The 20,387-nt window shown below is 67.6% G+C and carries 16 protein-coding genes; 6 read left to right on the top strand and 10 right to left on the bottom strand.

The window, feature by feature from the left end; translation table 11 throughout:
• Positions 1-50: 50 nt before the first annotated feature.
• Genes carB through carA form a run of 5 tightly spaced genes read right to left on the bottom strand, consistent with a single transcriptional unit; the run spans position 51 to position 5,459 of the window.
• Positions 51-3,383: a carbamoyl-phosphate synthase large subunit gene (carB, locus tag PQ455_RS18575; RefSeq protein ID WP_273687928.1), complete on the bottom strand. Its 3,333-nt coding sequence runs from the start codon at positions 3,381-3,383 to the stop codon at positions 51-53.
• Positions 3,383-3,607 carry a hypothetical protein gene (locus tag PQ455_RS18580; protein ID WP_273687931.1) on the bottom strand — a complete coding sequence of 75 codons (225 nt, stop codon included), beginning with the start codon at positions 3,605-3,607 and terminating at the stop codon, positions 3,383-3,385. Before PQ455_RS18580 ends, carB begins: the two co-directional genes overlap by 1 nt.
• A 27-nt stretch (positions 3,608-3,634) precedes the next feature.
• A complete protein-coding gene (locus PQ455_RS18585) occupies positions 3,635-3,988 on the bottom strand; it encodes a ribonuclease E inhibitor RraB (RefSeq protein ID WP_273687933.1) in 354 nt (117 codons plus the stop codon).
• A gap of 5 nt (positions 3,989-3,993) precedes the next feature.
• Entirely contained in the window at positions 3,994-4,293 is a 300-nt protein-coding gene (locus tag PQ455_RS18590) for a hypothetical protein (RefSeq protein ID WP_273687935.1), read from the bottom strand.
• Positions 4,290-5,459: a glutamine-hydrolyzing carbamoyl-phosphate synthase small subunit gene (gene carA / locus PQ455_RS18595; protein ID WP_273687936.1), complete on the bottom strand. Its 1,170-nt coding sequence runs from the start codon at positions 5,457-5,459 to the stop codon at positions 4,290-4,292. Before carA ends, PQ455_RS18590 begins: the two co-directional genes overlap by 4 nt.
• 139 nt (positions 5,460-5,598) lie before the next feature.
• On the opposite strand from carA, the gene PQ455_RS18600 reads away from it, so the two are divergent.
• The 4 genes from PQ455_RS18600 (at position 5,599) to rpoD (ending at position 10,520) form a co-directional block, all read left to right on the top strand.
• On the top strand, positions 5,599-6,051 hold the full coding sequence (locus tag PQ455_RS18600; protein ID WP_273687939.1) for a GatB/YqeY domain-containing protein: 453 nt from the start codon (positions 5,599-5,601) through the stop codon (positions 6,049-6,051).
• 126 nt (positions 6,052-6,177) lie between these two features.
• The gene (locus PQ455_RS18605; protein WP_273687941.1) at positions 6,178-6,585 is read left to right on the top strand and encodes a GIY-YIG nuclease family protein; all 408 of its coding nucleotides are present in this window, start codon (positions 6,178-6,180) and stop codon (positions 6,583-6,585) included.
• Positions 6,582-8,453 (top strand): DNA primase, encoded by a 1,872-nt coding sequence (gene dnaG / locus PQ455_RS18610; protein ID WP_273687945.1) that lies wholly within the window; start codon positions 6,582-6,584, stop codon positions 8,451-8,453. Before PQ455_RS18605 ends, dnaG begins: the two co-directional genes overlap by 4 nt.
• 15 nt (positions 8,454-8,468) lie before the next feature.
• Complete coding sequence (gene rpoD, locus PQ455_RS18615) at positions 8,469-10,520, top strand: RNA polymerase sigma factor RpoD (RefSeq protein ID WP_273687946.1); 2,052 nt, start codon at positions 8,469-8,471, stop codon at positions 10,518-10,520.
• Between the two features lie 139 nt (positions 10,521-10,659).
• On the opposite strand, the gene trmFO is transcribed toward rpoD, so the two are convergent.
• The 5 genes from trmFO to PQ455_RS18640 all read right to left on the bottom strand — a co-directional run bounded on the left by trmFO (position 10,660) and on the right by PQ455_RS18640 (position 18,151).
• Complete coding sequence (gene trmFO / locus PQ455_RS18620) at positions 10,660-11,973, bottom strand: methylenetetrahydrofolate--tRNA-(uracil(54)-C(5))-methyltransferase (FADH(2)-oxidizing) TrmFO (RefSeq protein WP_273687947.1); 1,314 nt, start codon at positions 11,971-11,973, stop codon at positions 10,660-10,662.
• Between the two features lie 57 nt (positions 11,974-12,030).
• Positions 12,031-14,973 (bottom strand): porin family protein, encoded by a 2,943-nt coding sequence (locus PQ455_RS18625; RefSeq protein WP_273687949.1) that lies wholly within the window; start codon positions 14,971-14,973, stop codon positions 12,031-12,033.
• 117 nt (positions 14,974-15,090) lie between these two features.
• Positions 15,091-16,056, bottom strand: coding sequence for an SDR family NAD(P)-dependent oxidoreductase (locus tag PQ455_RS18630; protein ID WP_273687951.1), 966 nt, complete (start codon positions 16,054-16,056; stop codon positions 15,091-15,093).
• Positions 16,057-16,198: 142 nt separating this feature from the next.
• Positions 16,199-16,531, bottom strand: coding sequence for a hypothetical protein (locus tag PQ455_RS18635; protein WP_273687953.1), 333 nt, complete (start codon positions 16,529-16,531; stop codon positions 16,199-16,201).
• Positions 16,532-16,777: 246 nt separating this feature from the next.
• Positions 16,778-18,151: an aromatic ring-hydroxylating oxygenase subunit alpha gene (locus PQ455_RS18640; protein ID WP_273687955.1), complete on the bottom strand. Its 1,374-nt coding sequence runs from the start codon at positions 18,149-18,151 to the stop codon at positions 16,778-16,780.
• Between the two features lie 162 nt (positions 18,152-18,313).
• Here PQ455_RS18640 and PQ455_RS18645 point away from each other — a divergent pair, with 162 nt between their 5' ends.
• Both PQ455_RS18645 and PQ455_RS18650 read left to right on the top strand, forming a co-directional pair.
• Entirely contained in the window at positions 18,314-18,904 is a 591-nt protein-coding gene (locus PQ455_RS18645; RefSeq protein ID WP_273687958.1) for a TetR/AcrR family transcriptional regulator, read from the top strand.
• A gap of 176 nt (positions 18,905-19,080) precedes the next feature.
• Positions 19,081-20,319 (top strand): MFS transporter, encoded by a 1,239-nt coding sequence (locus PQ455_RS18650; RefSeq protein WP_273687959.1) that lies wholly within the window; start codon positions 19,081-19,083, stop codon positions 20,317-20,319.
• Positions 20,320-20,387: the final 68 nt, after the last annotated feature.

Raw genomic sequence — 20,387 nt, forward strand, 5'->3', positions numbered from 1 at the left:
CCCGGCCTCGCCGGGGCGAGGCCTTCGGCACCGTCACCTATGTCTGGGGATCAGCCGCGGGATTGAGGATAATAGGATTGAAGGGGGCGTACTTCAAGCGGGCGGGACTTCAAGGCGCGGATTGCCTGCGCGGCGGCCACCCCGGCGGCGGCCGTGGTGAAGTTCGGAATGCGCAGCGCCAGCGCCGAGGCGCGGATCGAGGCGGAATCCTTCAGCGACTGCGCGCCCTCGGTCGTATTGATGACGAGCGCGACCTCGCCGTCCTTGATCCGGTCGACGATGTGGGGGCGACCCTGCGCCACCTTGTTGACCGTCTCCACGTCCAGCCCCTGCTCGCGCAGATAGGCGCCGGTGCCGGTGGTGGCGATCACCTTGAACCCCTGATCGATCAGCTCGCGCACGGCGGGCAGCACGATCGTCTTGTCGCCATCCTTGACCGAGACGAAGCAGGTGCCCCCGGTCGGCAGGATGGTGCCCGCGCCGATCTGCGACTTGGCGAAGGCGGTGGCGAAATCGAGATCGATGCCCATCACCTCACCGGTGGATTTCATCTCCGGCGACAGGACCGGATCGACACCGGGGAAGCGCGCCCAGGGGAACACCGCTTCCTTCACCGCGATATGATCGATGTGGCGGTTGATTTGGGGCAAGGCGGCCAGCATCTCGCCCGCCATCACCCGCGCCGCGATCTTGGCGATGGGCGCGCCGATCGCCTTGGCGACGAAGGGCACGGTGCGGCTGGCGCGCGGATTGACCTCGATCAGATAGACCAGCTCGTCCTTCACCGCGAACTGCACGTTCATCAGGCCGCGCACGGAAAGCGCGCGGGCCAGCGCGTCGGTCTGGCGCTCGATCTCGGCGATCACCGCCGCGGACAGGCTGTAGGGCGGCAGCGAGCAGGCGCTGTCGCCCGAATGGACGCCCGCCTCCTCGATATGCTGCATCACGCCGGTCACGACGACATCGGTGCCGTCGCAGATGGCGTCCACGTCCACCTCGACCGCGTCGCGCAGATATTGGTCGATCAGCACGGGGCTGTCGCCCGACACCTGCACGGCGGTGGCGATATAGGTTTCGAGCGCGGCCTGCGTCTCGACGATCTCCATCGCCCGGCCGCCCAGCACGTAGGAGGGGCGCATCAGGACGGGATAGCCGACCCGCTCGGCCACGATCACCGCTTCCTCGCGGCTGCGGGCGATGCCGTTCGCGGGCTGGCGGAGGCCCAGGCGCTGGATCAGATCGGCGAACCGCTCGCGATCCTCGGCCAGATCGATCGCGTCGGGGCTGGTGCCCAGGATCGGGATGCCGGCGCGCTCCAGTTCGGCCGCCAGCTTCAGCGGGGTCTGCCCGCCGAACTGCACGATCACGCCGACCAACTCGCCGCGCGACATTTCGACGTGGAGGATTTCCAGCACGTCCTCGGCGGTCAGCGGCTCGAAATAGAGGCGGTCGGAGGTGTCGTAATCGGTCGAGACGGTCTCGGGATTGCAATTGACCATGATGGTCTCGTAGCCCGCCTCCTCCAGCGCGAAGCAGGCGTGGCAGCAGCAATAATCGAACTCGATGCCCTGGCCGATGCGGTTGGGCCCGCCGCCGAGGATCACGATCTTCTTCCGGTCGCTCGGCTGCGCCTCGTTCTCTGGCTCGCCGAAGGCGGGCGCCTCGTAGGTGGAATACATGTAGGGCGTCTTGGCCTCGAACTCGGCCGCGCAGGTGTCGATCCGCTTGAACACGGGGCGCACGCCCAGCTTGTGGCGCAGCGCGCGCACCTCGGCCTCGTTGACGCCACCGGTCATCGCCCGGATCGCATCATGGACGATGCCCGACCCGCGCGCCTGGGCGCGGCGCATGCCGGCCAGATTGGCCGAATTGAGCGCCAGCCAGGCGAGGCGCTTGTCGGAAAAGCCCATCGCCTTCAGGCGGCGCAGGCCCTGCGCGTCGTTGGGCAGGCCGTCGCGGCAGACGTCCATCTCGGCGTCGATGATCTCCTCGAGCCGCTCGAGGAACCAGGGATCATATTTCGCCAGATTGTGGACTTCGGCGACGGTGAAGCCCTCGCGCAGCGCCTGCGCGGCCACCAGCAGCCGGTCGGGGGTCGGGCGGGTGAGCGCCGCCTCGATCTCGGCGCGGGGCGCGCCCTTCAGGTGATCGACGATGTTGAGGCCGGAAAGTCCCGTCTCCAGCCCGCGCAGCGCCTTTTGCAGGCTCTCGTGGAAGTTGCGGCCGATCGCCATCACCTCGCCGACCGACTTCATCGCGGTGGACAGGTCACTCGACGCGCCCTTGAACTTCTCGAAGGCGAAGCGCGGGATCTTGGTGACGACGTAATCGATCGTCGGCTCGAAGCTGGCCGGGGTCGCGCCGGTGATATCGTTGTCGATCTCGTCGAGCGTGTAGCCGACCGCCAGCTTGGCCGCGACCTTGGCGATCGGGAAGCCGGTCGCCTTGGAGGCCAGCGCGGACGAACGAGACACGCGCGGGTTCATCTCGATCACGACCAGCCGGCCGTCGGCGGGGTTGACCGCGAACTGCACGTTGGAGCCGCCCGTTTCCACGCCGATCTCGCGCAGCACCGCGATGCTTGCGTTGCGCATGATCTGATATTCCTTGTCGGTCAGCGTCAGCGCCGGCGCGACGGTGATGGAATCGCCCGTATGGACGCCCATCGGATCGATATTCTCGATCGAGCAGATGATGATGGCATTGTCGGCGCGATCGCGCACGACCTCCATCTCATATTCCTTCCAGCCGAGGACGCTTTCCTCGACCAGCACCTCTGTCGTCGGGGAAAGATCGAGGCCGTTCAGGACGATGCGGGTGAATTCCTCGCGATTGTAGGCGATGCCGCCGCCCTGCCCGCCCATGGTGAAGCTGGGCCGGATGATCGAGGGGAGGCCGACGAAATCGAGCGCGGCCAGCGCCTCGTCGAGCGAATGGGCGATGCGGCTGCGCGGGGATTCCAGCCCGATCTTGTCCATCGCGTCGCGGAATTTCAGCCGGTCCTCGGCCTTGTCGATCGCCTCGGCATCGGCGCCGATCATCACGCAGCCATATTTCTCCAAGGTGCCGTCATTGGCGAGGGCCAGCGCGGTGTTGAGCGCGGTCTGGCCGCCCATCGTCGGCAGGACGGCGTCGGGCCGCTCCTTCTCGATGATCTTGGCGACGATCTCGGGGGTGATCGGCTCCACATAGGTGGCGTCGGCCATGTCCGGGTCGGTCATGATCGTCGCCGGGTTGGAATTGACCAGGATGATCCGGTAGCCTTCCTCGCGCAGCGCCTTGCACGCCTGCGTCCCCGAATAATCGAACTCGCACGCCTGGCCGATGACGATCGGGCCGGCGCCGATGATGAGGATGGAGGAAATGTCGGTGCGCTTGGGCATCAGAAGTGCTTGCCTGCTAGTTTGGAGAGTTGCTCAAAAGCCGCCTTTGAAAGACGCAGGCTTTGCGACGTTTTGCCCACCAGCACGCGGTCGGGTGAGCCGTAGGTATCAATCTGCAAAAACTTCTCACCGTCCAACTCAACAAGGCTGACGGTCGCTGCCACATCGCCCTGGGGCTGCACGCGAGCAAGATCTTTCGTCTCAAGCTGCCTGACTGTCGCCACGCCGTCCTCCAGGAAAAATATTACAACTCAATCCGTCTGTGCGAGGCAGCCCCAGCCGTCATATGCGACGCCGGGGAAGGCCGCCTCGATTTCGAGGCATTTGGTGGTGAGGGCCTTGATGGCCTCGGGTTCGGTGGTCTGGTCGATGTCGCAGTCGAGCTGCCAGGTGCCGGGCGCGGTCTCGGCGAACTCCGCCACCTCGAAGCCGTAATCGGCGGCCGCGTCGGCGAGGCGGTCGAGCGCCTTTTCGGGGCCGGTGAAGCTCACGTCGATGGTGCGGACGATCGACGCGATGTCGCCGCCGGCCGCCATCTGCGCCAGCACGTCCTGATCCGCCGCCCATTCCTCGGCAAGACGCTTCGGGTCCACGGGGCGGGCCATCGCCATTATTCCGCCGGTTCCAGCGCGACCCATTCGATGTTCGCGCGGCTTTCCTGCGCCCAGCCGAGTAGACAGGTGGCGGCGGCCGGCTTGGTGGCGTTCTTGCCGATCTGCCACAGGAACAGCCGCTCGCCGGTGTGATCCTCGGTCGGCTTCCACACCATCTGCGCCGGCTTCAGCCCACATTCCTTGGCCTTCGCCTCGGTCGCGATCCGCATTTCAGACGGCGCGACGGGTGCGGCGGCCTCCACCGGGGCGGGCGCCACCGGCTCGGCGGCCTGGAGCGTGAGAGCGAACAGGATCATGCGGCGCCTTTCCCCAACTGGCTGACGAACTGATCGAACAGATAATGGCTGTCCTGCGGGCCGGGGCTGGCCTCGGGATGATATTGCACGCTGAACGCCGGCTTGTCGGTCAGGCGCAGGCCGGCGAGCGATCCGTCGAACAGCGAGACGTGGGTCGGCTCGGCGTTGGCGGGCAGGCTCTCGGCATCGACCGCGAAGCCGTGGTTCATGCTGGTGATCTCGACCCGCCCGTCGCCGCTGCGCTTGACCGGATGGTTGGCGCCGCGATGGCCCTGATGCATCTTGTAGGTCTTGCCGCCGATGGCCAGGCCCAGCAGCTGGTGGCCAAGGCAGATGCCGAAGATCGGAGTTCCGACGTCGAGCAATTCGCGGATCACCGGCACCGCATAGATGCCGGTCGCGGCGGGATCGCCGGGGCCGTTCGAGAGGAACACCCCGTCCGGCTGGTGCGCCATCACCTCGTCGAACGTGGCCGTCGCCGGCACCACCGTCACCCGCGCGCCGGCGCCGACCAGATTGCGCAGGATGTTGCGCTTTAGCCCGTAATCGATCGCGACGACGTGCGGCCCGTCCGGGTTGGCCGAATGGGTGGCGTAGCCCTGGCCGAGCGTCCACAGGCCATCGTCCCATTTGTAGCTCTGCGTGGCGGAGACTTCCTTGGCAAGGTCCATGCCCTCCAGCCCCGGCCAGGCCCGAGCCTGCGCTAGCAGCGCGTCGACATCGAACTCGCCCTTGGCGTTATGCGCGATCACGCCGTTGGGGGCGCCCGCCACGCGGATCAGCCGGGTGAGCGCGCGGGTATCGACGCCCGCCAGCCCGATGCGGCCGTTGGCGCGCAGATAGGCGTCGAACCGCTGGGTCGAGCGGAAGCTGGACGGCGCGGTCACGTCCTCGCGCACGATGCAGCCCAAAGCGTGCGGGTTGATCGCCTCGACATCCTCGGCATTGGCGCCGACGTTGCCGATATGCGGGAAGGTGAAGGTGACGATCTGGCCCGCGTAGGAGGGATCGGTCATCACCTCCTGATAGCCGGTCATGGCGGTGTTGAAGCACACCTCGCCGACGGCGGCGCCTTCCGCGCCGAAGCCCCGGCCCCAGACGATCGAACCGTCCGCCAGGACCAGAACGCCGGTCGCGCCTTCGGGTGGGCGCACAGCATCGGCCATGGGTGGCTCTCCTTGAAATCGGGGTGGCGGGGGCGGCAAACGGCCGGGTCGATAGGGGGCTCCATCCCGAGGGTCAATGACTATCAGGAAAGCGCGCGGCCCGCTATGGTGGCCGTTTCCCGAACCGTTCGAGACCCACATGATCCGAGACGATATCAAGGCGGCGCTGATTGCCGCGATGAAGGAACGCGACCAGCCGACGACGGCCGCGATCCGCCTGATCCAGGCCGCCATCAAGAACCGAGACATCGAATTGCGTACCGCCACCGTCCAGCCGGACGACGACCTGCTCATCACCGAAGTTCTGTCGAAGATGATCAAGCAGCGCCGCGAATCGATCGAGATGTTCGAGAAAGGCGGCCGCCAGGAACTCGCCGACGCCGAAAAGGGCGAGGTGGCGGTGATCGAGCGATTCCTGCCGGCGCAGATGAGCGAGGCCGAAGCCGCCGCCGCGATCGACGCGATCGCGACCGAACTGGGCGCGGCCTCCGTGAAGGACATGGGCCGGGTGATGGCGGCCGTGAAGGACCGCCACGCGGGCAAGATGGACATGAGCCGGGCGAGCGCGCTGGTGAAGGCGCGGTTGGGGTGAATGAAAGCCCCCTCCCTGCCAAGGGAGGGGGTTGGGGGGTGCTGGCGAATCGCCCGGCCGGTGATAGCCTCTTCACTCCACCGTTCGTCCTGAGCGAAGTCGAAGGACGTGCCCCGAAGGACCACGATGACGTTCTGGGCCTATATTCTGCGCTGCTCGGACGGGGCTTATTACACCGGCCATACCGACCATCTGGAGCGGCGCGTGGCGGAGCACCAGACGGGTGGGTTTTGTGATTTCACCGCCCGCCGCCAGCCCGTTGTGCTGGTGTGGAGCCAAGCCTTCGGCACCCGCATCGAGGCGCTGGAGGCCGAACGCCGTGTCAAAGGCTGGTCGCGCGCCAAGAAGGAGGGCCTGATAGCGGGGGACTGGAACTCAGTGTCGTATTTCGCCCGGCCGCCGCGTGAGCGTCCCTCGACTTCGCTCGGGACGAACGGAGGTGGGGTGGCTCTCCAAGAAGGGGCTCTCCCCCAAGAATCCCATTCGTCCCGAGCGAAGTCGAGGGACGTGCCCCTCGGCCCCCCGCAGCCATGACCCTCTCCCCCGCCTTCCTCGACGAGCTGCGCCACCGCACCACGCTCTCGACCCTTATCGGCCGCACGCTCAAGCTCCAGAAGGCGGGGCGCGAGTATAAGGCCTGCTGCCCGTTCCATAACGAGAAGTCGCCCAGCTTCTACGTCAACGACGACAAGGGCTTCTACCATTGCTTCGGTTGCTCGGCGCATGGCGATGCGATCCGGTGGATGACCGATCAGCGCGGGCTGCCCTTCATGGATGCGGTGAAGGAGCTGGCGCAGGCGGCGGGGATGGAATTGCCCGCGATGGACCGCGCCGCCGCCGACAAGGCCGAACGCGCGCAGGGGCTGGTGGATATCACCGAGGCGGCCGCCGCCTGGTATCGCGAGCAGCTGCAAGGCCTCGCCGGCGCCGAAGCGCGCGCCTATCTCGACAAGCGCGGCATCAAGGAGGCGACGCGCAAGGCCTTCGCGATCGGCTTCGCGCCCGATGGCCGCAACCGCCTCGCCCCGGCCCTCGCACCCACCGAGCCGGCCCGGCTGGTCGAGGCCGGCCTGCTGATCCAGCCCGACGAGGCGAAGCGTGAGCCCTATGACCGGTTTCGCGGCCGGCTGATGATCCCGATCCGCGACCAGCGCGGGCGCACGATCGCGTTCGGCGGGCGCATCATCGGGCAGGGCGAGCCCAAATATCTGAACTCGCCCGAGACGCCGCTCTTCGACAAGGGGCGCACGCTCTACAATCTCGATCGCGCCGGCCCCGCCTCGCGCAAATCCGGGCGCGTGCTGGTGGTCGAGGGCTATCTCGATGTGATCGCGCTGGATCAGGCGGGCATCGGCGAGGCGGTGGCGCCGCTCGGCACGGCGCTGACCGAAGCGCAGATGGAGCGGCTGTGGCGGCTGGCCGACATCCCGATCCTCTGCTTCGACGGCGACAAGGCCGGGCAGAAGGCCGCCTTGCGCGCCGCGATCCGCGCGCTGCCGCTGGTCCAGCCCGGCCGCACCCTTCGTTTCGCCCTGCTGCCGGCCGGCAAGGACCCCGACGATCTGGTGCGCGAAGGCGGGGCCGCCGCGTTCGAGGCGGTGCTGGCCGCCGCGATCAGCCTGGACGAGCTGGTCTGGCGCAGCGAGCTGGAGGAAGCGGGCGCCCTCGCCACGCCCGAGGCACGCGCCGGGCTCGGCAAAAGGCTGCGCGATCATGCCCGGCTGGTGTCGGACGAATTCCTCCAGCGGCAATATCTCGCCGAATTCAACCGGCGGCTGTACGAACATTTCGACAGCCTGCGCTCGCCCCGCCGCTTCGATCCCGGCCAGCGCGGGCCGGGCAAGGGCAAGGGGCCATTCGGCCGCCCGTTCGCCCCCGCCGCCCCGCCGCCGCCGGAATTGCGCGCCATCGCCGACGAGGGGATCGATCGCGCGACCGTCGCCGCGATCCTTGCCGGATTGCTCCGCCATCCCCAGGTGATCGCGCGCCATGCCGAGACCTTGGCGCGGGTCGCGATCGCCGATCGGCAGCTGGGATTGGTGCAACAGGCGATGCTGGAAGCCGCGCTGATCGTGCCCGACCTTGACTCTGCGGCGCTCGCCACCAACTTAAGGCAGGATGGCCTCGAACCGTTCCTTGACGCGGTGCGGCGAACAAATCTTGCCTTTTCCTTCCTGCGCGGCAATGCGGAACCGGAACGTGCGGAGCGGGACCTTGGCGCCGTGATCGATCAGGTCGTGGCGATTTTCGAGGTTCGCAAGGATCAGGCGGCGGCGACGCGGCGTTTCATGGAAACCGGCGAGGAAGCCGATTTCCTGGAACAGGTTCGGCTCCGGGCCGAGGAACGGAAGTTGCAGGACGGGTTCGCCGCGCTGGCGGGGGACGACGGCGCGGGATTGTAAGGATTAGTAGGCGGCATGGCGAAAACCATTACGGCAGGGGCGAGCGGCGGCGGCGGCGAAGGAGGCGACGGGGGCGATGCGCCGCTGATCGACCTGAATGACGCGTCGATCAAGAAGGTCTTCGCGCGCGCCAAGAAGCGCGGCTACATCACGATCGACCAGCTCAACGAGGCGCTGCCGCAGGACCAGATGTCCTCCGACCAGCTCGAGGACATCATGTCCGCCCTGAACGAGATGGGCGTCAACATCGTCGAGAACGAGGATGCCGGCGAGGACGGCGAATCGCAGGACGCCGACGATTCCGCCGACGAGGCCCAGCCCGAGGACGACGGCACCGCGCCGCAGCAGCTGACGAACGTCACCAAGAAGGAGACGATCGACCGCACCGACGATCCGGTGCGGATGTACCTGCGCGAGATGGGCGCGGTCGAGCTGCTCAGCCGCGAGGGCGAGATCGCCATCGCCAAGCGCATCGAGGCCGGCCGCGACACGATGATCATGGGCCTGTGCGAAAGCCCGATCACCTTCAACGCCATCATCGACTGGTCGACCGCGCTCAACGAGGGCACGATGCAGCTGCGCGAGATCCTCGATCTCGACGCGATGGTCTCCAAGGGTCCGTCGGCCGAGCAGGTCGCCGAGGCCGAGGAGGATGACGGCACCGGCGAGATATCCGCCGCCACCGCCGGCCCCGCCTTCAAGGAAGAGGCCGAGCCCGAAGAGGCGTCGGTCGACGAAGAGGACGAGGATGGCGTCGAGCGCCGCGCGCCGCGCCCGTCCGACGACGAGGACGAGGACAATACCCTCAGCCTCGCGCAGATGGAGGAGCAGCTCAAGCCGATCGCGCTGGAGCGGTTCGCCACGATCACCTCGCTCTACAAGAAATTCTCCAAGCTCCAGGCCGTCCGCATCGAGACGCTGGGCGTGGGCGACGATTTTCCCGTCGGCGACGAGAACAAATATCAGAAGCTGCGCGAGGAGCTGACGGCCGAGGTCGAGAGCGTCCAGTTCCATGGCGCCAAGATCGAATATCTGGTCGATCAGCTCTATGCCTTCAACCGGCGCCTGACCGCGCTCGGCGGGCAGATGCTGCGTCTGGCCGAGCGCCACAAGGTCAACCGCAAGGACTTCCTCGATCGCTACGTCGGCCACGAACTGGAGGAGGGCTGGCTCGACACGGTCGCCAAGCTCGACAAGAAGTGGACGGCCTTCGCCACCAACGAGGTGGACGCGGTCGATCGCATCCGCGCCGAAATCGGCGAGATCGCCCAGGCTACGGGCATGGCGCTCACCGAATTCCGCCGCATCGTCAACATGGTGCAGAAGGGCGAGCGCGAGGCGCGCATCGCCAAGAAGGAGATGGTCGAGGCGAACCTGCGCCTCGTGATCTCCATCGCCAAGAAATATACCAATCGCGGCCTGCAATTCCTGGATCTCATCCAGGAGGGCAATATCGGCTTGATGAAGGCGGTCGATAAGTTCGAATATCGCCGTGGCTACAAATTCTCGACCTATGCGACGTGGTGGATCCGGCAGGCGATCACCCGCTCGATCGCCGATCAGGCGCGGACGATCCGCATCCCGGTCCACATGATCGAGACGATCAACAAGCTGGTCCGCACCAGCCGCCAGATCCTCCACGAGATCGGCCGCGAGCCGACCCCGGAGGAACTGGCCGAGCGCCTCTCTATGCCGCTCGAGAAGGTCCGCAAGGTGATGAAGATCGCCAAGGAGCCGATCTCCCTCGAAACGCCGATCGGCGACGAGGAGGACAGCCATCTGGGCGACTTCATCGAGGACAAGAATGCCGTGATCCCGGTCGATGCCGCGATCCAGGCGAACCTCAAGGAAACCGTGACGCGGGTGCTGGCGAGCCTGACCCCGCGCGAGGAGCGCGTGCTGCGGATGCGCTTCGGCATCGGCATGAACACCGATCACACGCTGGAGGAAGTGGGCCAGCAGTTCAGCGTGACCCGCGAGCGTATCCGCCAGATCGAGGCGAAGGCGCTCCGCAAGCTGAAGCACCCGAGCCGCAGCCGCAAGATGCGCAGCTTCCTCGACCAATAAGGTCGGCGGGAGATACGGAAACGAAAAGGCCGGGAGCGATCCCGGCCTTTTTTGTGCTCGTCATTGCGAGCGTAGCGAAGCAATCCAGGTTCCGCCGCTGGATTGCTTCGCTACGCTCGCAATGACGAGTGGATGGCGCTCACACAGCCATCCACCCCGCCAGCGCTTCGCGTGCCCGCTCGCTCATCAGCGCCTTGCGGTCGGCCTTTTTCGATTTGCCCTCCAGCGGCGGGAAGAGACCGAAGTTCACATTCATCGGCTGGTAGGTGTCGGCCTCCGCCCCGCCGGTGATATGCCCCAGCAGCGCGCCCAGCGCGGTCGTCACCGGCGGTGCGGCCATCGTTCCGCCCGCCAGCTCGGCCGCCGCGAAACGCCCCGCCAGCAGGCCGATCGCCGCGCTTTCGACATAGCCCTCGCAGCCCGTGATCTGCCCGGCGAAGCGCACGTTGGGCCGGCTCTTGAGGCGCAACTCCCTGTCGAGCAGCTCGGGCGATTTGAGGAAGGTGTTGCGATGGATGCCGCCCAGCCGCGCGAATTCGGCGCTCTGGAGGCCGGGGATGGTGCGGAAGATGCGGACCTGTTCGGCGTGGCGCAGCTTCGTCTGGAAGCCGACGATGTTCCACAAGGTGCCCAGCGCATTGTCCTGCCGCAACTGGACCACCGCATAGGGCCAGCGGCCGGTGCGCGGGTCGTCGAGCCCGACCGGCTTCATCGGCCCATAGCGCGGCGTATCGAGCCCGCGCTCGGCCATCACCTCGATCGGCATGCAGCCCTCGAAATAGGGCGTGTCGCGTTCCCACTCGCGAAACTCGGTCTTCTCACCCGCCAGCAGCGCGGCGTGGAAGGCGAGATACTCGTCCTTGTTCATCGGGCAGTTGATGTAATCGTGCCCATCGCCCTTGTTCCAGCGCGACTGGAACCAGCAGATCTCCATGTCGATCGTGTCGCGGTGGACAATCGGCGCGATCGCGTCGAAGAAGGCGAGCGCGTCCTGCCCCGTTTCGCTGGCGATGGCGGCGGCCAGCGGGGCGGCGGTGAGCGGCCCGGTGGCGAGGATCGCCGGCCCCTGCGGCAACGCGTCGATCCGCTCGCGCACGATCTCGATATTGGGATGGGCTTCGATCGCGGCGGTGACGGCGGCGGAAAAGCCATCGCGATCCACCGCCAGCGCCGAACCCGCCGGCACCTTGTGGGCATCGGCCTCGCGCAGGATCAGCGACCCCAGCGACCGCATTTCGGCATGGAGCAGGCCGACGGCGTTGCGGTTGGGATCGTCCGACCGGAAGCTGTTGGAACAGACGAGTTCGGCGAGATGATCGGTATGATGCGCGGGCGTGCCCTCCACGCCGCGCATCTCGGACAGGCGCACCTTGTGCCCCGCCTCGGCCAGCTGCCAGGCGGCCTCGGATCCGGCGAGCCCGCCGCCGACGATATGGATTGCGTGATCGTTCATGCCGGGTCGCTTAGCGCCAACCGGGCTGCCGCGAAAGCGGGAGCCCGGCGGGGTCGATCAGCTCCCGAAAAACAGTTTCCGCACGCTGATGCTCACCGTGCGGCCCAGCGGGTCGAGATAGGCGGGCTGGTAGCTGAGCGGGGTGGCGCCGGTGGCGTCGCGCACCTTGGGGCGCTGGTTGAAGATGTTGGTCACGTTGAACGATACGCGCATGCCGCGCACCCATGGGTATTTCACCATCGAAGGCATCTGCATCGGATTGACGAACAGGCGGAAATTGGCGGTCGTGAGCCCAGAGAAGCGCAGATTGCCCGTGCCGCCGCTGGTGCCGAGCCCGGTGGTGACGGTCGTGCCGGTCTTGTAGGTGCCGGTCAGCCGCATGCCGATCCCGTTATTGTTGTAGCCCGCTTGCAGATCGAACTGGTGGCGCGAGGTGCCGCCCGACGTGCCGGTGGCACCCCCGTTGAGCAGATCGATCACCGGCAGCCCGTCGCGGATGCGAATCTGGTCCTCGATGATCCAGGTGTGGAAGATGCCGAGCTGGAGCCGGCCGCCGCCACCGCCCGGCCCACCGCCGAAGCGCCCGCCGGGGCCACCCGGCCCGCGCTGGCCACCGCCACCGCCGCCGCCACCCGGACCGGCACCGGCCGGCCGCTCGCCCGTGTTGCCCGCCGCCTGACCCCCCGATGGCTGCCCGCCGGCCTGCTGGCCCTGGCCCATCGGCGGCGCGCCTTCCGGCCGCTGGCCGCCGGGCGCGCCCGGCACGCTTTCGCCCGGCGGGCGCTGGAAGCCCGGCATGCCGTTGGGATAGGCCGCGCGGAAGGCGGCGATCAGCGCCTGGGTGTTGGACTTGAGCGGCTTGGAGAAATTGAAGCCCCAGCGCAGTTGCTGGCGATCCTGGCTGGCGAGGTTGATCGAGCGGGCGTCAACGCGGGTGAGCGTGCCGGTCGCGTCGCGGGTGAAGCGATCGGGGAAGGCGCTCTCGGCCTCGGCCAGCGCCAGCGGCAGCTGCGACACGCCGTTGCGGGTGCGGCTGTTGTTGTAATTGACCGTGAAGGTCAGGTCGGTCTTCTCGAACGGCTTCACCGTCAGCCCCAGCTTCCACACCTCGCGCGTGTCGTGCAGGAGATTGGGGTTGCCGCCGCTGATCTGCGAGATCGTCACCTGCCGGCCCAGCGTCGCATCATAATAGGGCACGTTGGCGGTCAGCACCTGCGGATTGCCGAGCTGCTGGATCGTCGGCACGCCCTGTTCGTGGGTGTAGGAGCCGATGAAGTCGATCCGGTCGCGCGGCGAATAGCGCAGGCCCGCGCCATAGGCCGAAAGCGTGCCGAAATCGGAATAGCGATCGATCGAGGCATTGATGTTAGCCGAAAGATTGCCGATCGCCGCCAGCACATCCTCCTTGCGGCTGGTGAGCGGCAGATCGACCGAGACCTGGCCCGATCCCTGCCGCCGGGTGAGGTCGGTGGACTGGGCGATGCCGGTGCGCACCGAATAGCCGTCCAGCCCGTTGAACGCGCCGCCGACCTTGACGGTGGCGTTGGCGGTGCCGGCGGGCAGCCGCGCCAGCGGGCCGCTCGTCACGAAGCTCAGGTCGCCGCTGTTGGTGGTCGATCGCGCGCGATCGGCGGCGCGTCCCGGCAGCAGGGCGGGGTCGATCGGGCCGAACGGATTGAGGCTGGCCGAGCGCGCGTTGAGCAGCGCCTGAACCTGACTGGTATCGACGCCGGTGGTGGAGATGGTGCGGCTGTAGCCCCGGTCATACTGGCCGGTGACGTTCCAGCGCCACGCCGTGCTGAACTCGCCGTTGACCGTGGCGCCCAGGTGGCCGCTGGTGCTGGTGCTGCTCTGGGTGAGCGGATTCTGGTTGCCGATGTAGCGATAGACGTTCGTGTCGGCGGCGAAGGGCGAATAGGGGTTGCCGGCGGGCAGCAGCAGGTTGGCCGTCGCGGGGCCGCGCAGGCTCTCGCTGTTGCTGGTGTCGAGCGTGGCGTTCACTGTCGCGGAAATCTTGCTCGACAGCGGATGGGCGAAAACGCTGTTGACGCTGAGCGACTGGGTGCGCGGCGAAAGCGTCCGCCAGTCGCCGATGTCGCTCGTGTTGGCGGTGGTGGCGAAGGCGCCGATCGGCACCGCACCGGTGGCGGCGGCGGCCGGCGCGCCCAGCACGGTGGCGCCCGCCACGCGCGGATCGACGATTGCGCCGTTGGCGATAGCGGTGACGTTGCCGGTGAAGTCGTAGGGGCGGGAGGTGGCGCGGGCGGCGACGCCGCGCTCGCCTTCGGTCAGCGCGCCCGACTGGTTGTAATCGACGCCCAAAGTGAAGCGGCTGTCGTTGCGAATGCGCAGCATGTCGAGTTCGGCGCGGCCGGTCTGGCGGCCGCCTTCGGTGGCGGCGGTGCCGGTGCCTTCGGTCGTGATCGCGCGGAAGCGGCGGCGCAGCACGAAATTCACGACCTTCGAATTGGCCGGATAGCCATATTTCAGCGCGACTTCCTCGGGCAAGATATCGACCCGCTCGATAGCCTCGGTCGGCAGATCGCGAATCTCGTTCATGCCCGAGATGCGCTTGCCGTTGAGCAGCACGACCGGCGCCTCGCCGCCGCGGCCGCGCCCGCTGTTGGTGAGCGGCGCCAGTTCGGCCAGAAGATCGGCGACGCTCGACACGCCGTAGGCGCGGATGTCGGCGGGGCGCAACTGCTCCTCGGGCTTGATGTCGCCCGCGACCGCGCCGCGCTCGCGCTGGCCGACGACGGTGATGTCGACGGTTTCGCCCGAATCATAGGGATCGGGCACCTGCTGGGCGGCGGTGTGCTGGGCGGTGGCGGCCTGCGCGGTCGTCGGGGCGGGCGGGGTCGACGCCGCCGGGGTCGCGGGGGCCTGCACCGTCTGCGCGGGCGTCACGGGCGCGGTCTGCGCCCCGGCCTGCGTCTGCGCGCCAAGCGCGATCGGTGCGGTGCCGGCCATCAGGCCGAGCAATGCGATGCCCGTCTTCAACGAATGTCCCCCAAATACCCTGGTCGGCGCCCGATTATCGCGCCGGCGTTGCTGCCGATTTCAGCGATGAAACATGAAGGCAGGCTGAGCGGCGCGCGGAAATCCGGGGAAAGACGCTCACTCCTTCGCGATCGGCCTTACCGCGATCCCGCCGCTGGCTTCCAGCCGTAAATCCAGCCCGTAAAGCGCGGTGACGGCGCCCGATCGCTCGGTCAGGTCGCGGGGAAACAGCCAGTCGTCGGCCGACAGCACCCCCGGCAGGGCATCGCGCGCCTGCTCGATCGTCGCCACGTCGAACGCGCCGCCCGTCTCGGCGAAGGCGATCCGCGCGACCCTGCCGCCGCCAATCGCGAAGGTCTCGCCGGAGGTGGCGCAGGCGTCGCTCAGCAGGAAGGCGACCGGCGGGGCGACCTTGTCGGGCGTCATCGTCTCGCTGAACCAGCGGGTGAAGGCCGATTCGTGGAGCCGGTCGGTCATGCGCGTCCAGGCGGCGGGGGCGACGGCGTTGGCGAGAATGCCATGCGCCGCGCCCTCGATCGCCAGGCAGCGGATCGCGCCGATCACCGCCGCCTTGGCGGCCGCATAGGGCGCGTTGCCGAAGCTGCCGTAGATGCCGGCCGAGGTCGTCAGCACGATCCGGCCATAGCCCGCCGCCGCCATGTGCGGCCACGCCGCGCGCGCCAGCCACAGCCCGGCCATCGGGTTGATCCGCATCACCAGATCGAGATCGGGGGTGGAGAGGGCGTCCGCCGTCGTCAGATCGGGCGAGGTGCTGGCATAGTGGCACAGGCCGTCGATCCGCCCGAAGGCGTCGATGCAGGCGTGAACCGCCGCCGTGGCGCCGGCCTCGGTCGCGATATCGGCGGCGCAGGCGACCGCCTCGCCCCCGGCGGCGCGGATCGCCGCGACGACGCTGTCGGCCGGTCCCTGATCCTTGCCCTCGCCATCCAGCGCGGCGCCCTTGTCGGCCACCACCACCCGTGCGCCGCGTGCCGCCAGCAGCATCGCCTGCGCCGCGCCAATGCCGCGCCCGGCCCCGGTCACGAGGATCGCGCGCCCGTCGAAGCGAATATCGTCCGCCATCTGTCTCTCCTCCGTTTCGGGAAGGGGTAGCGGGGCGGGCGTTCGGGGCTATCCCGTGCGATGCGATATCGCCGGGGCGCTGCTTGCCTCCGCTCTCCGCGTCCTTGCAGGCTGGCGGCCGGTCAGTCTGATTGACCGACCGTCAGCTTGAGCAGCGGGCGAGTGTCTGGGTGCGGCCGAGCGCGGTCAGTTCGAGATCGCCCTTGGGCAGCGGCCGAAAGCGCACGCCCTCGTTCCAGCTCTTGCCCTCGCCGGTGAAATCCACCCGGGCCGAGGCACCCTTCGACCCCTGCGAGACATGGCGGACGACACCGCGCGCTTCGTAGAAGGTGATCGCCAGCGGCTCGATATGGACGCCTTGGGTATCCTCGCCCCCGCAGGCGGCGCGGTCGGTCGTCCAATGGCCCTGATATATCTCCGGGATCGCGGTCAGCGGGGCGACGAGTAGCGCGGCGGCGGCAAGAGCGGTCATCATGCGGGCTCTCCTGAGGGGGCGTCATCCCGATCGGGGTCGGACGCGATATAAGAACCCGGCAGGCGCGAAGCGGCTCCCCGATCGACCCGCTTTTTCCTGCCCGCGATATTTCCCCCTTTCCCGTTCATCCCGAGCGAAGTCTAGGGACCGCCAGCATCGAGCGGAGCCGAGATGCGGATGACCGGGCAACCCGCCCTCGCCTTCGCGCGGGATGAACGGTTGTTGGTGGCGATTTTTGCCGCCCCCTCACAACTTCCGCGGCGCGCCCTCGCCCATATGCTTCGCCAGATTGTAGTGCAGGCTGGCGATCGCCCGCTCGCGATAGGGGTTGGGCTGGGTGCCCCGGAAGCCGGCGTTCTTCATGCCCTGCTGCACCGACGCCATATTGGCGAAATCCTGTTGCAGCACGAACGGCCAATCCTCGGCCCTGGTATATTCCCACTCGGTCTCGGGCGCCTCGCCCTCGGGATAGAGCTGGTAGACCGCGCCCTCGAAGATGCACTTGTCCGGGTCGCCGTTGTACGGGCGGGCGTGGTAGCAGAGCATGTTGTTGACCGCGTGGCCGATCTGGAAATTGGGGAAGATCTGCCACGACGTGCCCGCCTCGGCATTGTGCGCGGGCGGCACGTCGGGCCAGATCACGCCGCGCGCGGCATCGTCGGCGCGGGCCGATTTCAGCCAGTGCTGGAGCACCTCGCCGGATGGCGTGCCCTCGGGCAGTTCGTCCTTCAGCCGCATCGCCGCGTCGACCAGCGTCTGCGTCGTGTTCGTGTTGGCCGCTTCCCAGGTGTAGCGCTGCATCTCGGCGGTGGAGATGCGCGCGTCGCCGGTGCCGATGCGCAGCTTGGCCTGCTGGTTGGCGTCCATCGATTTGGGCGCGTCATAGCCGATATTGCTGTGCCGCCCCTGGTTGCGCGCCCAGCCGGGGAAGTCGCCGAAGGCGATGAATTCCGGGTGGGTGCCGGCGACATGATAGGTCTCGTTGAACGCCTCCAGCGCGACCTTCCAATTGCAGTCGAAGATGATCCACTTGCGCCAGCGGCAGCGCATGTTCTGGAGCTGGAAGGGATCGAGCAGGGTGGCGGCCGGCTCCAGATAGTCGCGCAGCGGCATCGCGCCGGGGTCCATGTTGATCCACACCCAGCCGCCCCAGCTGTCGCACTTGACCTCGCCCAGCCGGGTGTTGGCGTCGTCGAGCCGCCCCTGCCAATGCTCGCGATCGGCGATGTGGGTGCAGCTGCCCTCCAGATTGAAGGTCCAGCTGTGGAAACCGCAGACGAAGCGCATCTTGTGGCCGCGCGCGTTGCGCATCCCCGGCGGCGTATCGACCAGCTTGCGGCCGCGATGCGGGCAGACGTTGTAATAGGCCTTCACCGCATCGGGCGCGGTGCGGACGATCAGGATCGAATCGTCGAGAATGTCGTAGGTGATGTAATCGCCGACCTCGGGAATATCCTCCAGCCGGCCGGCGTTCAGCCACGTCCTGCGCCACAGCCGGTCGGCCTCCGCCGCCGCATAGTCGCGCGACAGATAGGCTTCGGGGCCGATCGTCACCGGCGCGGCCAGTTCCTCCGCTGTATCGATGGGCTCGCCCGTCAGGGCACCGGGTTGGTAGTTCATCGTCGCCGCTCCTGCCGTCTCCGGATCATCCGCCCGGATTTCCGAAATGCTGAACACTACATTAGCATCGCGGTTCGGCATGGGTCAATCAGCCCCGCCGACCGGGCATGTCGCGGCGAAAGCTGCTAGGGCGGCGACACCGGGCCTAAGGGAGCATCAGGTTTGACGACGCCGCGCAGGATGGGGGCCGAGGGGGCGAAGAACCGCCAGTTGCTGGTCGACGCGGCCGAACGGGTGCTGTGCGGCGAGGGTTATGCCGCCGTCACCGCGCGGCGGGTCGCGGCCGAAGCGGGGCTGAAGGTGCCCCTGGTCTATTATTATTTCCAGACGATGGACGATCTCGTCACCGCGCTGATCGTGCGCAACAACGAACAGCGCATGGCGCGGTTCGAGCAGGCGCTCGCGTCGGCCGATCCCCTGCGCGATCTGTGGACGATGACCGGCGATCCCTCCGGCCCGATGACGTCCGAGCTGCTCGCCATGGCCAATCACCGCGAGTCGATCCGCGCGGTGATCGTGGCGCGCGCCAAGGAGTTTCGCGCGATGCAGATCGCGGCGGTCGAACGCCTGCTGATCGAACGCGGCGTGGATATCACGGCCTTTCCGGCCGCGGGAATCGTCACCATCGCCAACGCGCTGGCCCGCGCGGTGCAGCAGGATACGGCGATCGGCTTCGACGATGGCTATGCCGATGCCGTTGCCCTGATCGATACGGGGCTCGATTTTCTGGCCCGCGAACCCGGCGAAGCCTGACCTCGCTTGCGCATCGACCGGCCTGATCCGGGCCGGATCGGCGGCAAGATCGGCATCAATCTCGCCTGATTTCCCGCCCCGGCGATGAAAGCGGCCCCGGCGTGCCCCGCCGGTTCCGTTTCATCGGGAAAGCGATAGTCCGGTCGCCAGTATCTTTGATCCAAGGGAGCCTGCCGATGGCGGCCGAACTGAGCGCGCGTGCCGAGTGGCGCCGCCATTACATGCTGCCGATCGCGGCGGCCTTCGGCTACGCCACCAGCGTCATCCACATCTACGGCATCGGCGCCTATATCGAGCCGCTCAGCGCCGCCTTCGGCTGGTCGCGCACGCAGATCATGTTCGGGCTGACCCTCTCGACATTGGTTCAGGCGGTCTGCTCGGTGCCGATCGGGCTGGCGGTCGATAAATATGGCCCGCGCCGCTTCGCGCTGATCGGCGTGCTGCTCACCACCGGCGCCTTCGCGCTGCTGAGCATCGCCTCAGGCAGCCAGACCCAGTGGAATCTGCTGTGGGGCGTGCTGGCCATCGCGACCCTGCCGGTGCAGGCGACGGTGTGGACCAGCGCCGTCGCCACCCGGTTCGAGGCGTCGCGCGGCCTCGCCTTCGCCATCACTTTGTGCGGCGCTTCGGTGGCGGCGGCGATCTTTCCGTTGATGGGCGCCTGGCTGATCCGCGCCTACGGCTGGCAGAGCGCCTTCGTGGTACAGGGCGCGATCTGGGCGGCGATCGTCTTCCCCATCACCCTGATCTTCTTCGCCGGCGCCAACGACCGGCGCGGCCGCATCGCCAAGGTCGCGGCCGAGCCTGTCAGGGAATTGGAGGGCACGACGCTGGCGGAGGGGTTCAAGTCCCCGATCTACCACCGGCTGTTCCTCGCCAGCCTGCTCTTCACCTTCACGATCATCGCGCTCGTCGTGAATTTCGTGCCGATCCTGACGGACATGGGCAGCGATCCGCTGCGCGCGGCGGGCATCGCCTCGATCATCGGCATCACCTCGATCGCGGGCCGCCTGACGACCGGGCTGCTCCTCGATCGCTTCCGCGCCTCGCTGGTGGGCGCGGTGGTGTTCATGCTGCCGGCGATCGGATCGCTGTGCCTGCTGTTCGCCGGCGGCCAATTCTGGGGCCAGGCGGCGGCGGCGGCGATGATCGGCCTCACCATGGGCGCGGAGGTGGACGTGATCGTCTACCTCGCCACGCAGCATTTCGGCCTGCGTCGCTTCGGCGGCCTCTACGGCGGCCTGCTCACCGCGCTCTCGATCGGCACCTCCACCGGCCCGCTCACGGCGGCGGCGATCTACGACCGGTTCGGCAATTATTCGCCATTCCTGTGGCTGACCCTGGCCTTCATGATCGCCAGCAGCCTCGCCCTCCTGACCCTGCCCCGCCCGCGTTTCGCGACAATACGGCATTAGACTTCGTCATTGCGAGCGTAGCGAAGCAATCCAGTTCCACCGCTGGATCGCGTTGCTGCGCTCGCAAT

The sequence above is a fragment of the Sphingomonas naphthae genome, from assembly GCF_028607085.1.
GTDB classification, from domain to species: domain Bacteria; phylum Pseudomonadota; class Alphaproteobacteria; order Sphingomonadales; family Sphingomonadaceae; genus Sphingomonas_Q; species Sphingomonas_Q naphthae.

Bases quoted from the DNA above. Each gene is read 5' to 3' on its own strand.
- carB (WP_273687928.1), bottom strand. From the start codon at position 3,383: ATGCCCAAGCGCACCGACATTTCCTCCATCCTCATCATCGGCGCCGGC.
- PQ455_RS18585 (WP_273687933.1), bottom strand. From the start codon at position 3,988: ATGGCCCGCCCCGTGGACCCGAAGCGTCTTGCCGAGGAATGGGCGGCG.
- PQ455_RS18590 (WP_273687935.1), bottom strand. From the start codon at position 4,293: ATGATCCTGTTCGCTCTCACGCTCCAGGCCGCCGAGCCGGTGGCGCCC.
- carA (WP_273687936.1), bottom strand. From the start codon at position 5,459: ATGGCCGATGCTGTGCGCCCACCCGAAGGCGCGACCGGCGTTCTGGTC.
- PQ455_RS18600 (WP_273687939.1), top strand. From the start codon at position 5,599: ATGATCCGAGACGATATCAAGGCGGCGCTGATTGCCGCGATGAAGGAA.
- PQ455_RS18605 (WP_273687941.1), top strand. From the start codon at position 6,178: ATGACGTTCTGGGCCTATATTCTGCGCTGCTCGGACGGGGCTTATTAC.
- dnaG (WP_273687945.1), top strand. From the start codon at position 6,582: ATGACCCTCTCCCCCGCCTTCCTCGACGAGCTGCGCCACCGCACCACG.
- rpoD (WP_273687946.1), top strand. From the start codon at position 8,469: ATGGCGAAAACCATTACGGCAGGGGCGAGCGGCGGCGGCGGCGAAGGA.
- trmFO (WP_273687947.1), bottom strand. From the start codon at position 11,973: ATGAACGATCACGCAATCCATATCGTCGGCGGCGGGCTCGCCGGATCC.
- PQ455_RS18630 (WP_273687951.1), bottom strand. From the start codon at position 16,056: ATGGCGGACGATATTCGCTTCGACGGGCGCGCGATCCTCGTGACCGGG.
- PQ455_RS18635 (WP_273687953.1), bottom strand. From the start codon at position 16,531: ATGATGACCGCTCTTGCCGCCGCCGCGCTACTCGTCGCCCCGCTGACC.
- PQ455_RS18640 (WP_273687955.1), bottom strand. From the start codon at position 18,151: ATGAACTACCAACCCGGTGCCCTGACGGGCGAGCCCATCGATACAGCG.
- PQ455_RS18650 (WP_273687959.1), top strand. From the start codon at position 19,081: ATGGCGGCCGAACTGAGCGCGCGTGCCGAGTGGCGCCGCCATTACATG.